The sequence below is a fragment of the Mycolicibacterium sp. 624 genome (genome assembly GCF_040548615.1).
In the GTDB taxonomy this organism is placed as follows: Bacteria; Actinomycetota; Actinomycetes; order Mycobacteriales; family Mycobacteriaceae; genus Mycobacterium.
In genome coordinates this window covers 1-14385 of record NZ_JBEPRZ010000005.1, presented here as the reverse complement: position 1 = coordinate 14385, position 14385 = coordinate 1, and the positions used below count along the sequence as shown (strand labels likewise).

Sequence of the window (14385 nt, the reverse complement as noted above, 5' to 3'; positions counted from 1 at the left end):
GGTAGATCGGCACGCGACGCGTCGAGACTGCGGTGGCGCGATATGCGCGGATCGGATTCCGTTCTGCGCCATGATTGCCGCATGACCCGGTTCACCGTCCGCGCTTTCACCGACGTCGGGCTTCGGCGCCGACGCAATGAGGACGCGGTGCTTGTCGCTGGCTGGCTGTGTCAGACGCACGACGGATCGCTGGCGACCTTCGAGTTCGCGCCGACGCCTCCGTTCGTCTGCGCGGTCGCCGACGGGATGGGCGGGCATGCCGGTGGCAACCTCGCGAGTCGGGTCGCGTTGAACGTGATCGCGGAGGTCTCGCAGAGCTGGCGTTCCCCCGCGGACGTCGAGGCGGCACTGCACGACGTCAACGCGCAGGTGCGTGCCGTTGGTGCCGAGACCGAATTGGAGGGCCTCGGCACGACGATAGCCGGATTGTGCTTTCTGGCAGACGAACTCATTGCGTTCAACGTCGGTGACAGCCGCATCTACTCGATCACCGACGCGCAGCTGCAGCAGCTGTCGATCGACGACTCGATCTTCGGCGCCGACGGCAGGCCCACCAACATCATCACCCAGTCATTGGGGCAGCCCGATGCGGTGCGACCCCACGTACTGAGACTCCCGTTGAAGGAGGGGAGTTATCTGATGTGCTCCGACGGGGTGAGCGGCATGATGACCGACGCCGAGTTCGCCGATGCGGTGCAGTCCGATGACATCGCGCAGTGGTGTGCCGCGATCACCGAGGCGGTCCGAGCCAACGGTGCCGATGACAACTTCTCGTTCGTCATCGTCGATGTCGCCGACGTGTGAGTCGGGCCCCTGAGCCGGACGTTATCGCCGGACATTGGGATCGGTAGATCGCATCCGGCGATAGTCTGACGCCCAGATGCAACCAGAACGGCTCGGCTAACTGAGGAGCGTGGGGGAGATGGTCTGGCGTTATGTGAAGGCACAGCTCATGGTTCTGCTGTGCGGTGGCCTGGTGGGCCCGATCTTCCTGGCGGTGTTCTTCGGGCTGGGCCAGGATCCTCTGGTCAAGTGGATGTTCTGGGTCGGTCTGTTGGTCACCGCCCTCGACGTGCTGATCGCGTTGGGGCTGGCGAGCTACGGACAGAGGGTCCAGGCCAAGACCCAGATGCTCGAGTCCAGTGGGGTGCTCGCGCTGGCCCAGGTGACGGGGATCGCCGAGACCGGCACCCGGATCAATGAACAGCCGCTGGTGAAGGTCAGCCTCCACATCGAGGGTCCCGGCCTCACACCGTTCGACACCCAGGACTCGGTGATCGCGTCGGTGACGAGACTGCCGCTCATCACCGGGCGAAAGCTCGTTGTGCTCGTCGATCCGGCGACCAACGCCTACCAAATCGACTGGAACAGAAGCGCTCTGGTCGGTGGCATGGTGCCCGCGCAGTTCAGCCTCGCCGAGGACAATCGCACCTATGACCTGTCGGGTCAGGCCGGGCCTCTGATGGAGATCATGGGAATCCTCAAGGCCAACAACGTCCCCATGAACGGGACCATCGACATCCGGTCCAATCCCGCGGTGCGTAACCAGGTGATGAACGTCGTGCGACGTGCTGCCGCCCAACAGGCGCCGCCCGCGGCTCAGATGGCGGCCCCCGCCGCGGCAGCCCCTGCCCAATCGTTCATGTCGGCACCGAATCCGTCGACATCGCAGCGGCTACAGGAACTCGAGACGCTACGAGCCACGGGTGCGATCTCTGAATCGGAGTACAGCGCGAAACGCCAGCAGATCATCGCCGACCTGTAGCGGGTTGTTGTTGGCCGGAACCCGAATTGCCCGGCCGAAGTTTTGGTAACGTCCGTCTCCAACCAGCGTGAGGTCGGGGGCGGTGCGGATGGCGTCGGATCCCGATGAGCCCGGACCACCACGCCAACCATCGATAGCCGATGCGCTGGTTCCGCTTGTCGCGCTGGCGCTTCTGATCGCGTCGGCGCTGGCACTGTTCGGGTTGGATGCACTCGATGGGCCCATCCAGGTCGCGTTGATCCTGTGTTGTGCGGTCGCCGCGCTGATCGGACTCAAGAACGGCCACCCCTGGTCGGCGGTGCAGGAGGCCGGCCAGTCCGCCCTCTCGTCGATCACCAGCGCCCTGTTCATCCTGCTGGCCGTCGGTGCGCTGATCGGGACCTGGAATCTGTCGGGCACCATCCCGACCCTGGTGTACTACGGCATTCAAGCGCTGTCCCCGGGGTACTTCTACATCGCCGCGGCGGTGATCTGTGGTGTCGTCGCGTTGTCGATCGGCAGCTCCTGGACCACCGCCGCGACCATCGGTGTGGGCCTCGTCGGCATCGGCGGTCTGCTCGGGGTCTCGACCGCGATCACCGCGGGCGCGGTCATCTCGGGTGCCTATCTGGGGGACAAGCTCTCGCCGCTGTCAGAGACGACGATCCTGACCGCCCAGATGGTCCGAGTCGATCTCTACACCCACATCCGGAGTCAGGCGTGGACATCGGTGCCGGCGTTCATCATCGCGGCGGTCGGGTTCACCATCCTGGGCATTGCGGGCCCGCCGGTGCACGACACCGTCGGTGAGGACGTGGAGCTGGCGAAGCTCGGTGACATCTTCTGGATAAACCCGGTCAACCTGTTGCCGCTGGTCCTGCTGGCGGTCCTGTCGATCCGCAAGGTACCCGCGTCGTTGGCGTTGCTGGCCTCGGCATTGTTCGCCGGCGTGCAGGCCACGATTCTGCAGCGTGATGTGGTGGAGCAGTTCGCGGCGGCGATCGGCGGCAGCTCAGAGGCGGTCACCGGTTCGATCCAGGCGATCTGGAAGGTGATGGCCAACGGATTCTCGATGAACTCGGGTATCGGCGATATCGACCGCCTGCTGTCTCGGGGCGGGATGGACAGCATGCTGCTCACCATCTGGCTGATCATCGGAGCGGTGACGTTCGGAGCGCTGCTCGAACAGTTGGGCCTCATCGACCGCCTGATCAACCCGATGATCGCCAGGGCCACGTCCCGCGGCCGTCTGTACCTCACGGTGTTCGGCTGCGGTTTCGGTCTCAACGTCGTTGCGGGCGACCAGTACATCGCATTGGTATTGCCCAGTCGCATGTTCCGCGCAGAGTTCGAGAAGCGTGAACTGGCTCCACAGAACCTCTCTCGACTCGCCGCAGATAGCGCTACGGTGACATCGCCTCTGGTTCCGTGGAACTCGTGCGGTGCGTTCATGGGCGCGGCGTTGGGTGTTGCGACGTTGTCCTATCTGCCATTCGCGCTGTTCAACATCGCCAGTCCGGCCCTGAGCGTGATCTACGGGTTCACCGGCTTCAAGATCGTCCCCGGTTCACCCGCCCAGGAAGGTGAAGGAGTCACATGACCAGCACCGAGGCCGCGGTCGACAAACAGAAGGTCAGCCTGCCGACGCTGACCGCGATGGTCATCGGTTCGATGATCGGCTCCGGTGTCTTCCTGCTGCCCAGGCGGTTCAGCGTCGAGGCCGGCGTGGCCGGGGCGCTCATCGCGTGGACCATCGCCGGTGCGGGCATGTTGATGCTGGCCTTCGTCTTTCAGCGGCTCGCGACTCGCAAGCCTGACCTGGACGCAGGCATCTACGCATACGCCAAGGCGGGTTTCGGCGACTATGTGGGCTTCAACTCCGCGTTCGGGTTCTGGGCGTCGGCGTGCGCGGGAAACACCTCGTACTGGGTGCTGATCATGGCGACCACCAGTACGTTGTTCCCCGGTCTCGGCGCTGGCGACACCGTGCTGGCGGTGATCTGTTCGTCGGTCGGTGTGTGGTTGTTCTTCTTCCTGATCCTGCGCGGGGTCAAGGAGGCCGCGATCATCAACCAGATCGCCACGTTCGCCAAGATCGTGCCGATTCTGATGTTCGTTGTCATCGTTGTCATCGCATTCAAGGCGGACGTCTTCACCGACAACTTCTGGGGCGGCGACGGCAACTACTCGTGGAGTTCACTCTTCGAGCAGGCCAAGGGCACGATGCTGATCACCGTGTTCGTGTTCCTCGGTATCGAGGGAGCCAGCGTCTACTCCCGTTTCGCGCGCAAGCGGGAGGACGTGGGCCGGGCAACCGTGATCGGATTCCTGTCCGTTCTCGCGGTGTTCATGTTGGTCACTTTGTCGTCCTACGGCGTCATGTCGCAGGCCGAACTGGCCGGGGTGGCACAGCCGTCCATGGCCTCGGTGCTGGAATCGGTTGTCGGGGAATGGGGTTCCATTCTCATCCGGGTCGGCGTCATCCTGTCGGTGCTGGGCGCGTATCTCGCCTGGACGTTGATGGCCGCCGAGATCCTCTACATCCCAGCGAAATCCGAGGACATGCCGAAGTTCTTGGCCAAGCAGAACGCCAAGGGTGCCCCGGTCGTCGCGCTCGTCATGGCCGGCGGCCTGGTGCAGTTGCTGCTCATCCTGCTGCTGTTCACCTCCGAGGCCCTGGACTTCATGCTTGATCTCACGGCGGCGCTGGCATTGATTCCCTACCTGCTCGCCGCCGGGTACGCCCTCAAGCTCACCATCACCCGGGAGACCTACGGCGACAGAAGGTCTCTGGTTCCGGACATGATCGTCTCCGCGTTGGCGACGCTCTACACCCTGTTCCTGGTGTACGCGGCGGGATGGGACCACCTGCTGTTGTCGTGCATCCTCTACGCGCCGGGCGCCCTGCTGTACGCCAAGGCCCGCCGGGAGCGCAATCTTGCGCTTTTCACCCCCGCGGAGGCGGTGCTGTTCGGGATCATCGTGCTGGGCGCGATCGCCGGCGTGGTGTCGTTGGCGACCGGCGCCATCCAAATCTAGCTGGACCGAAAGTCACCCGAGAGTCACCGAGAGGACCGAAATGACCACGACTTCTGATTCCTACGGTGTGCACTCCGAGGTCGGAAAGCTGCGCAAGGTGCTGGTCTGCTCGCCGGGCCTTGCTCACGAGCGGCTCACCCCGTCCAACTGCGACGATCTGCTGTTCGACGACGTGCTGTGGGTGCAGAACGCGCGTCGGGATCACTTCGACTTCATGGACAAGATGCGTGATCGCGACGTCGAGGTCGTCGAACTGCACAATCTGCTGACCGAGACCATGGACATTCCAGAGGCCAAGAAGTGGCTGCTGGATCGCAAGATCGTGCCCAACGAAGTGGGCCTCGGACTGGTCGATGACACTCGCGGGTTCCTGGACTCCCTGCAGACGCGTCGGCTCTCGGAGTTTCTCATCGGCGGCATGTCGACCCGCGATCTGCCCGCGGACATCCAGTCGGGATACCGGGCACTGGCCCGCGAGGCCGCCGGTGTCACCGAGTACCTGATGCCGCCGCTGCCCAACACCCTCTACACGCGTGACACCACCTGCTGGATCTACGGCGGGGTGACGTTGAACCCGCTGTTCTGGCCCGCCCGCCACGACGAGACGCTGTTGATGAAGGCCATCTACGAGTTCCATCCCGACTACGTCGGCTCGAAGGTGTGGTGGGGTGACCCCGAGAGTTCCTTCGGGATGGCCACGATCGAGGGTGGTGACGTTCTGGTGCCCGGCAACGGCGTCGCCATCATCGGCATGAGCGAGCGAACCTCGCGTCAGGCCATCACGCAGGTCGCCGCGAAGCTGTTCGCCGAGGGAGCGGTGGAGAAGGTGATCGTCGCCGGGATGCCCAAGCTGCGCGCCGCGATGCATCTCGACACGGTGTTCACGTTCGCCGACCGCGACGTGGTGACGATCTATCCCGAGATCGTGGACAACATGCAGACCTTCACGCTGCTGCCCAGCGATGCGGCCCCCGGTGTCGAGGTCGTGGTGGAGACCAAACCCTTCGTCGAGGTGGTTGCCGCGGCCCTTGGGCTCGGTGCGCTGCGGGTGGTCGAGACAGGCGGCACCGCGTATGACTCGGAGCGCCAGCAGTGGGACAGCGGTAACAACCTCGTCGCGGTCGAGCCGGGCGTGGTGTTCGCCTATGACCGCAACACCCACACCAATTCCCTGCTGCGCAAGGCGGGGATCGAGGTCATCACCATCGTCGGCGCAGAGCTGGGCCGCGGACGTGGCGGCGGGCACTGCATGACCTGCCCGATCATCCGCGACGCGGTCGACTACTAGAGCGTCGCCGAAACCGCGTTCCCTGTCGTTGAGCCGCGCGCTCAGCGACCGTGGCGGCGGTCTCGACGTGGTTTAGACTTTCTAGAACACGTTTCAGTTCGGCTGCTAGCCTGGGCCGGGGCTGATGAAAGGACTGGCAATGGCGGCAGCGAACGGACCCCTCGAGGGTCGCGTGGCATTCATCACGGGCGCCGCCCGCGGACAGGGACGCGCGCATGCCGTGCGACTGGCCAGCGAGGGCGCCGACATCATCGCCATCGATATCTGCGGCCCGGTGTCGGACACCGTCACCTACCCGCCCGCGACGTCGGCAGAACTGGCCGAGACCGTGAGCGCCGTCGAGGCGACCGGCCGCAAGGTGCTCGCCCGCGAGGTTGACATCCGTGACCTCGCGGCCCAGCAGAAGGTCGTCGCCGACGGCATCGAGCAGTTCGGCAGGCTCGACATCGTGGTGGCCAACGCGGGCATCCTCAGCTGGGGCCGGATGTTCGAGATGTCCGAGGAGCAGTGGGACAGCGTCATCGACGTCAACCTGAACGGGACATGGCGCACCATCCGCGCCGCGGTGCCCGCGATGATCGAGGCGGGCAACGGCGGCTCCATCATCATCGTGAGCTCGTCGGCCGGAACGAAGGCCACACCCGGCAACGGGCACTACTCGGCGTCCAAACACGGCCTCGTCGCGATCACCAACGCCTTGGCGATTGAGGTGGGCGAGTTCGGAATTCGCGTCAACTCCATACACCCGTACTCGATCGGAACCCCGATGGTCGAGCCCGAGGCGATGATGGAGGTCTTCACCAAGTACCCGCAGTTCCTGCACAGCTTCTCCCCGATGCCGTACAAGCCCATCAACCACGAGGGCAAGAAGGGCCTACAGGAGTTCATGACACCCGAAGAGGTTTCGGATGTGGTGTCGTGGCTGGCGGGTGACGGATCCGCGACGATTTCGGGGTCCCAGATCGCGATCGACCGCGGCACCGCGAAGTACTGACCGTACTGACTGCCTAAGCGCTGAGCGAACGAAGTTCCGCTCGGCGACTCGTCGTGGGTAGGTTCGCGATATGACTTCGCAGACCTTCGGTTACGCGCTCGACGGCATCGAGTTCGACGGTGTGTTGGTGGGCGGAGAGCTTCGCGGCGCACCCACCGTCCTGGTGTTCCACGGTATGGAGGGCCGCAGCGACGCGCAGCTGGAGTTCTGTACTCGGCTGGCGGCGTTGGGTTATCGGGCCGTCGCCGTCGACGTGTTCGGACGTGACGTCACAGCCGCCGGTCCCGACGCATGTGCAGCCGCGATGGACGGGTTCCTCAAGGACCGGAAAGCCCTGCGGGAACGGATCATCGGCGTCGTCGATGCGATCCGTGACCTGCCCGACGTCGACCGTGACGCGCTGGCGGCCATCGGGTTCTGCTTCGGCGGTCTGTGTGTCCTCGACGCGGCACGCCACGGGGTGGGGCTGAGGGCCATCGGCGCATTTCACGGCCTGCTCACGCCGCTGCCGGACGCGCCCGAGGCGCCCATCGGCACCAAGGTGGCCGTCTACCACGGCTGGGATGACCCCTTCGCGCCGCCATCCGACGTCCTGGCTCTCGCGGCCGAACTGACCGAGCGCCGCGCCGACTGGCAGCTACACGCCTACGGACATGCGCTGCACGCCTTCATGGCGACGTTCGCCAATGCGCCCGAACGCGGTATCCAGTACGACGAGACCACGGCCCGGCGGGCGTGGAACGATCTCGTCGGTTATTTAGCGGAGACCTTCGGGACCTAGCTCGGCAGCACCAGCACCGGCACCGGACTGTGGCGCACGATCTTGGTGCCCTTCGAACCGAGGAACACTCGTGCGATCGCGCCCTGCGGCGATGTGCCCAGCGCCAGCAGCTCACCGTCCAGCCACTCGGCGGCGTCGAGAGCCTGATCCCAACCATTGCCGGTGACGACCTGCAACTCGACCTCGTCACTCACGATTCCGTCGGACCTCAACTGGGCCAACGCCTCTCGCGCCTGCGACGCCCATGAGGCCAAAAGGGTGTCCTCGGCGTGCAGGCCGACCGACGGTGGGTACATCGTGCGACCACGGACCGCGAATGTGATGACCCGCATCGGAACCGCCAGCGTCGCCGCGAACGCCGCGACCCGCTCCACGACGTGGCGAGACTCCGGTGTACCGGGATAGGCGCAGGTGATTCGGGTCAGACCGTGGGTCTTCGCACCGCGATAACCGCGCGGGCTGATCGCCAGCGGAACCGGAGACGAGTGCAGCAGCCGGTCCGCGGTCGAGCCGATGACCACCTGTCCGAGCTGGCCGTCGGCCGCCGACCCCAGCACCAGCGCGTCGGCGTCGAGATCCCGTACGGCATCCAGCAGGCCACCTGAGGCGGACCGATGCGCGTACTTGTGGAAGCTGACCTCGAGCCCCGCATCCAGCGATGCGATGCACTCGCCGGCCTGGGTGGCCGAGTCGGACGCCAGTCTGTCGGCATACTCGGCATATTCGGCATCGATGCGCGCCGGAGACGGAGTGGTCCACGGCTTGGGGACGACGGTGACCACGGCCAGCGGCACCTTGCGGGTCCGGGCTGCCTCCACCCCGAGGTGCAGTGCCGATATTCCTGCCTTCCCGGTCAGGTAGCCCACGACGATTGTCATGCGCGACCCGCCTTCGCTTCTCGCCGGCCAGTCACGCGCGATCCTTCGGCGGCGTGATGACATCGACATCATCGACGCCAGGAGCGGCGGTTGCGATGATGCCATCGCCGCCATCGTTGAGTGCGCTGTGGCGTCGGCTCCAGAGGAAGTAGAAGCTCAAGACCGCGGCCACCCAAATCCCAAACCACAGCCAGGTGTTCGGGGGCAGGCCGTACAGCACCCATACGCAGGCGGCAATGGACAGGATGGGTGTCACCGGATAACCCGGAACCTTGAAGCCACGAGGCAGGTTTGGTTCTCTGACCCGCAGGATGATCACGCCGACCGAGACCGTGATGAAGGCGACGAGTGTGCCGATCGAGACCAGGTCCCATAGGTAGTCGAGTGGGACGAAGCCGGCCAGGATCGAGGTGATCGTGGCCACGATGATCGTGTTGTTCACCGGTGTCATGCTGCGCGGATTGACCTTGGCGAACATCGCGGGAAGTAGCCCGTCACGACCCATTGCGAACAGGATGCGGGTCTGGCCGTACATAACCACCAGGGTCACCGAGAAGATCGAGATCACCGCGCCGGCAGCAAGGATCGTGCTGGCCCAGGTCGAACCGTTGAGGATGTTCTCCAGGATGACCGACAGGCCGGCTTCGGACTGTGCATCGGATCCGAACTCGTCAGCGGACTGAGTGCCCAAGCCGGCGAACGCCACCAGGATGTAGATGAGGGTCACGACGACCAGTGCGGCGAGGATGGCGCGCGGCATGGTCTTCTGTGGGTTCTTGACCTCGTCACCGGCGGTGGACACGGCGTCGAGTCCGATGAAGGTGAAGAAGATGGTGGCCGCACCCGCTGTGATTCCGGCAAAACCCGCGTTCCAGAACCCAGCGAAGTGGTCGGTGGTGAATGCGGTCAGCGCGATGGCGATGAACAGCGCGAGCACACCCAACTTGATGATCACCATGACGGTGTTGACCGCCGCGGACTCGCTGGCACCGCGAATCAGCAACAGCGCACACATGGTGATCAGGATCATGGCAGGCAGGTTGACGATGCCCGGTGTCTCACCCCACGGCGCCGCGGTCAGAGCGTGTGGAAGATGAACCCCAAATAGGTTGTCCAGCAGCTTGTTCAGATAACCACTCCAGCCAATTGCCGTCGCAGACATCGAGACGCCGTACTCCAGAAGCAGGCAGGCGGCTACACCCATCGCCACGACCTCGCCCATCGTGGTGTAGGCGTACGAATAGGTTGATCCCGAAACGGGAACGGCGGAAGCCATTTCCGCGTAGCAGATGGCTGACAGCCCAGCGGCTATACCTGCGATCACGAACGAGATCAGCACCGCGGGACCGGCCTTGGGCACCGCCTGCTGCAGCACGATGAAGATGCCCGTCCCAACGGTGGCACCAACGCCGAACATGGTGAGCTGGAAGGTCCCGATCGTCCGTTTGAGGTGGTCGGAGGCGCCATGGGCGACCGGGGCACCGATCACGGGTCGGCGTCGAAGCATCTGTTCTGTCAGGCTGACGGTCGGTGATGTCATGGTGCCTCCAGTTGAGGGTTCAGTCGAGAGCGGTGTTCTCGCGGGCATCGGCCAGCGCGGCCGCGAACTGGTCAACGGCCCAGCAGATCTCCTCCTCCGTGATCACCAGCGGCGGTGCGAAGCGCAACGTGGAGCCGTGGGTGTCCTTGACGAGAACCCGGCGCTGAGCCAAGCGCAGGGTGATCTCCTTGCCGGAGCCGATGCTCGGGTCCACGTCGACACCCGCCCACAGGCCGAGGCCCCGCACGGCCAGCACGCCGTGACCGATCAGCGCGCGTAGTCGCCCATGTAGGACGCCACCGAGTTCTGCTGAGCGGGTTTGGTATTCGCCCCGACCCAGCATCGAGACCACCGTGGTACCGATCGCGGCCGCCAGCGGATTGCCGCCGAAGGTGGAGCCGTGTTCACCGGGGTGCAGGACGCCGAGCACATCGCGGTCGGCGACGACGGCCGACAACGGGACCACGCCACCGCCGAGCGCCTTGCCGAGCAGATAGACGTCGGGCACCACGCCCCAGTGCTCGCAGGCGAAGGTGCGCCCGGTCCGGGCCAGACCCGCCTGGATCTCGTCGGCGATCATCAGGACGTTGTGCGCGGTGCAGAGCGCGCGAACCCTCGGCAGGTAGTCGTCGGGAGGCACGATGATGCCCGCCTCGCCCTGGATGGGCTCGATCAGTACGGCCACGGTGTTCTCGTCGATGGCGGCGGCCAGCGCATCGGCATGGGGATCGTCGGGGCCGAAGGGCACAGAGCGGAAACCCGGCGTGTACGGACCGAAACCACGCCGGGCGGTGTCGTCGTCGGAGAAGCTGATGATCGTCGTCGTTCGACCGTGGAAGTTGTTGCGCGCCACAATGATGTTGGACTGGTCGGTGGGCACGCCCTTGACGTCGGTGCCCCATTTCCTGGCGACCTTGATACCGCTCTCCACGGCTTCGGCGCCGCTGTTCATTGGCAGCACCATGTCCTTGCCGCACAGTTGTGCAAGGGCTGCGCAGAACGGTCCGAGTCTGTCGGAGTGGAACGCCCGGCTGACCAGCGTGACGGTATCGAGCTGATGGTGGGCGGTCGCGATGATCTCGGGATTGCGGTGCCCGAAGTTGACAGCGGAGTACGCCGCCAGACAGTCCAGATACCGCTGGCCCTCGACGTCGGTGATCCAGACACCCTCGGCGGAGGCCGCGACGACCGGAAGCGGGGAGTAGTTGTGCGCGGCGTACTGATCGTCCACCGCGATCGCCGCCGCGGTGACCGATCCGGTCCGAGGAGCCGCTGCGGTCATCATGTCCTCAAGAATGGTCACGGATACACCTCCAAGGTGCAGCATTTGACAGATCCGCCGCCCTTGAGGAGTTCGGTCAGATCCACACCGATGGGCTCGAACCCGGCATCGTCGAGTTGTTTGGCAAAGCCGGTGGCGGCGGCCGGGTGCATGACGTGCAATCCGTCCGACACGGCGTTGAGCCCCAGCACATAGGCATCCGCCGTGGCGACCTCGATGGCGTCGGGGAACAAGTCCTGCAGCCTGGCGCGCGCCTCGTCGCTGAACGCGGGCGGGTAGTAGGCGATCGTGTCGTCGTCGAGGACCGCGAGTGCGGTGTCGAGGTGATAGAACCGCGGATCGATCAGCTCGAGGCTGACGACGGGCATTCCCAGGATGGCGGCCACCTCGTCGTGCGCGCGACGATCCGTTCTAAATCCATGGCCCGCCAACACCATTGAGCCGATGACCAGCAGGTCGCCCTGGCCCTCGTTGGTGTGCTCGGTGACGGCGGTCTCGAAGCCGTGGTCAGTCATCCACCGTCCGTACGCGACTGCCTCATCGGCGCGTTGCGGGTAGGCGAAACGCGCGACGACGGCGGCGCCGTTCACGATCAGGCCACCGTTGGCGGCGTACACCATGTCGGGGAGGCCGGCGACCGGATCAACCAGTTCGACGGTGTGCCCCAGCGAGACGTAGGTCTGGTGCAGCGCCTGCCACTGGCGAACCGCGAGGTCGGCGTCTGCGGGTGTCGACGTGTCCATCCAGGGATTGATTGCGTACTCCACGGCGAAGTGTGTCGGGGCCGTCATGACGTAGTGGCGCAGTCGCGGACTGCGGGATCGCGGCGTCGCCGCAGCCTCCGACGCCGCGATATGTGAGATCGTCATGAAATAGACGATATGGAGCCCTGATCTCGCAATCAATCACCACTCGTTGCGTGTTAGGTAGCGATCTATTGTGTCTGGCGTAGGATTGTGAAGCTTTGTTGCGTGGAGCGGGAAGGGGCTGTCTCATGGACCGTCTGGACGAGACCGACGAGGCAATCCTGGCCGAGTTGGCCGAGCACGCCCGTGCGACCTTCGCCGAGATCGGGCAGCGCGTGAACCTGTCCGCACCCGCGGTCAAGAGGCGTGTCGACCGCATGCTCGACAGTGGTGTGATTCGTGGATTCACGACCCTCGTCGACCGCAACGCCATCGGATGGACCACCGAGGCCTATGTGCAGGTCTACTGTCACGGCACGATCGCCCCTGACGAGTTGCGGCGGGCCTGGGTCGATATCCCCGAAGTGGTCAGTGCCGCCACCGTGACGGGCACGTCCGACGCCATCCTGCACGTGCTGGCGCGGGACATGCGTCACCTGGAGGAGGCGCTGGAACGTATTCGCGCCAGCGCCGACATCGAGCGCAGCGAGAGCATCGTCGTGCTGTCCAACATCATCGAGCGAACCCGTCCCTGAAGCCCTGTCCGGGTTGGGGTGGCTTACCGCATTGTCGGTGCATCGTGTAAGAAAGCCCACGTGACTACTAGTGGAGGCATCGTCATCGTCGGGGGTGGACTTGCCGCGTCGCGCACCGCCGAGCAACTGCGTCGTGCCGAGTACAGCGGACCCATCACCATCGTCAGCGATGAGGAGCATCTGCCATACGATCGGCCGCCACTGTCGAAGGAAGTGCTGCGGGCGGAGACCGATGACGTCCTGCTCAAACCCGCAGAGTTCTACGAGGAGAACAACATCACGCTGATGCTGGGCTCTGGGGCGAGCGCGCTGGACACCGCTGCGCAGACCGTGACCCTGGCCAACGGCGAGACGGTGGCCTACGAGGAACTCGTCATCGCGACAGGCCTCGTGCCCAAGCGCATTCCGTCGCTGCCCGACCTCGAGGGCGTCCGCGTGCTGCGCACTCTCGGCGAGAGCATCGCGCTGCGTGAGCACGCCGGCACGGTGAAGCGCGCCGTGATCATCGGAGCCGGTTTCATCGGCTGCGAGGTGGCCGCAAGCCTGCGCAAGCTCGGCGCCGAGGTGACGATCGTGGAGCCGCAGCCTGCCCCGCTGGCCTCGGTGCTCGGTACCCAGATCGGCGATCTGGTGGCCAGGCTGCACCGCGCCGAGGGTGTTGACGTGCGCTGTGGAGTCGGTGTCTCGGGTGTCAGCGGCACCGGCCACGTCGAGAAGGTGCAGCTGTCGGATGGCACCGAGCTCGACGCCGACGTCGTCGTGATCGGCATCGGCTCGCGTCCGTCCACCGACTGGCTCGAGGGCAGCGGCGTCGCCGTCGACAACGGCGTGATCTGCGACGCCGCGGGCCGAACCTCAGCGCCGAAGGTGTGGGCGATCGGTGATGTGGCGTCCTGGCAGGATGCCTCGGGACACCAAGTGCGCGTTGAGCATTGGAGCAACGTCGCCGAGCAGGCCCGCGTGATCGTGCCTGCGCTGCTTGGCGCGGAAGCGACCTCGTCGGCGGTCGTGGTGCCCTACTTCTGGAGCGATCAGTACGACGTCAAGATCCAGTGCCTGGGCGAGCCCGAGGCCGACGACATCGTGCACATCGTCGAGGACGACGGCCGCAAGTTCCTGGCCTTCTACGAGCGCGACGGTGTCGTGGTGGGCGTCGTCGGCGGCGGTATGCCGGGCAAGGTGATGAAGACGCGCGCCAAGATCGCCAACGGTGCGCCCATCGCCGACGTCCTGCCAACCCCCTCCTAATCCTGAAGCGATTTCGGCGGGGGGGGGGGGGGGGGGGGGCGCCCCCCCCCCCCCCCCCCGGGGGGGGGGGGGGGGGGGGGGGGGGGGGGGGGCGGGGGGGGGGGGGGCGGCGGGGGGGGGGGGGGCCCCCCCCCCCCCGGGCCCCCGCCG

13 protein-coding genes are annotated in these 14385 nt (G+C 65.5%); 9 read left to right on the top strand and 4 right to left on the bottom strand.

Annotation, left to right across the window (positions count from 1 at the left end):
- Nucleotides 1–81 precede the first annotated feature (81 nt).
- The 7 genes from ABIA65_RS19720 (at nucleotide 82) to ABIA65_RS19690 (ending at nucleotide 7846) form a co-directional block, all read left to right on the top strand.
- Nucleotides 82–804, top strand: a complete 723-nt coding sequence (locus ABIA65_RS19720) for a PP2C family protein-serine/threonine phosphatase (protein ID WP_241400823.1) — start codon at nucleotides 82–84, stop codon at nucleotides 802–804.
- A 118-nt stretch (nucleotides 805–922) separates the two neighbouring features.
- Nucleotides 923–1765: an SHOCT domain-containing protein gene (locus ABIA65_RS19715; RefSeq protein ID WP_354524658.1), complete on the top strand. Its 843-nt coding sequence runs from the start codon at nucleotides 923–925 to the stop codon at nucleotides 1763–1765.
- A gap of 88 nt (nucleotides 1766–1853) precedes the next feature.
- The gene (nhaC, locus tag ABIA65_RS19710) at nucleotides 1854–3344 is read left to right on the top strand and encodes a Na+/H+ antiporter NhaC (protein ID WP_354524657.1); all 1491 of its coding nucleotides are present in this window, start codon (nucleotides 1854–1856) and stop codon (nucleotides 3342–3344) included.
- A complete protein-coding gene (locus ABIA65_RS19705) occupies nucleotides 3341–4783 on the top strand; it encodes a basic amino acid/polyamine antiporter (RefSeq protein WP_354524656.1) in 1443 nt (480 codons plus the stop codon). Before nhaC ends, ABIA65_RS19705 begins: the two co-directional genes overlap by 4 nt.
- Nucleotides 4784–4823: 40 nt before the next feature.
- On the top strand, nucleotides 4824–6071 hold the full coding sequence (gene arcA, locus ABIA65_RS19700; RefSeq protein ID WP_354524655.1) for an arginine deiminase: 1248 nt from the start codon (nucleotides 4824–4826) through the stop codon (nucleotides 6069–6071).
- 139 nt (nucleotides 6072–6210) lie between these two features.
- Nucleotides 6211–7065 carry a mycofactocin-coupled SDR family oxidoreductase gene (locus ABIA65_RS19695; protein ID WP_241400819.1) on the top strand — a complete coding sequence of 285 codons (855 nt, stop codon included), beginning with the start codon at nucleotides 6211–6213 and terminating at the stop codon, nucleotides 7063–7065.
- Nucleotides 7066–7135: 70 nt separating this feature from the next.
- On the top strand, nucleotides 7136–7846 hold the full coding sequence (locus ABIA65_RS19690; protein WP_241400818.1) for a dienelactone hydrolase family protein: 711 nt from the start codon (nucleotides 7136–7138) through the stop codon (nucleotides 7844–7846).
- On the opposite strand, the gene ABIA65_RS19685 is transcribed toward ABIA65_RS19690, so the two are convergent.
- The 4 genes from ABIA65_RS19685 to ddaH are packed head-to-tail and all read right to left on the bottom strand — an operon-like array spanning nucleotide 7843 to nucleotide 12415.
- Nucleotides 7843–8724, bottom strand: coding sequence for a universal stress protein (locus ABIA65_RS19685; RefSeq protein ID WP_241400817.1), 882 nt, complete (start codon nucleotides 8722–8724; stop codon nucleotides 7843–7845). The two genes, ABIA65_RS19690 and ABIA65_RS19685, sit on opposite strands and share 4 nt — an antisense overlap.
- Before the next feature lie 31 nt (nucleotides 8725–8755).
- Complete coding sequence (locus tag ABIA65_RS19680) at nucleotides 8756–10264, bottom strand: amino acid permease (RefSeq protein ID WP_241400816.1); 1509 nt, start codon at nucleotides 10262–10264, stop codon at nucleotides 8756–8758.
- Nucleotides 10265–10283: 19 nt separating this feature from the next.
- The gene (rocD, locus tag ABIA65_RS19675; RefSeq protein ID WP_354524918.1) at nucleotides 10284–11546 is read right to left on the bottom strand and encodes an ornithine--oxo-acid transaminase; all 1263 of its coding nucleotides are present in this window, start codon (nucleotides 11544–11546) and stop codon (nucleotides 10284–10286) included.
- Between the two features lie 17 nt (nucleotides 11547–11563).
- Nucleotides 11564–12415, bottom strand: coding sequence for a dimethylargininase (ddaH, locus tag ABIA65_RS19670; protein ID WP_354524654.1), 852 nt, complete (start codon nucleotides 12413–12415; stop codon nucleotides 11564–11566).
- 125 nt (nucleotides 12416–12540) lie between these two features.
- On the opposite strand from ddaH, the gene ABIA65_RS19665 reads away from it, so the two are divergent.
- Nucleotides 12541–12987 carry an Rv2324 family transcriptional regulator gene (locus ABIA65_RS19665; RefSeq protein ID WP_354524653.1) on the top strand — a complete coding sequence of 149 codons (447 nt, stop codon included), beginning with the start codon at nucleotides 12541–12543 and terminating at the stop codon, nucleotides 12985–12987.
- 60 nt (nucleotides 12988–13047) lie between these two features.
- Nucleotides 13048–14235 carry an NAD(P)/FAD-dependent oxidoreductase gene (locus tag ABIA65_RS19660; protein WP_354524652.1) on the top strand — a complete coding sequence of 396 codons (1188 nt, stop codon included), beginning with the start codon at nucleotides 13048–13050 and terminating at the stop codon, nucleotides 14233–14235.
- The last annotated feature ends 150 nt before the right edge of the window (nucleotides 14236–14385 follow it).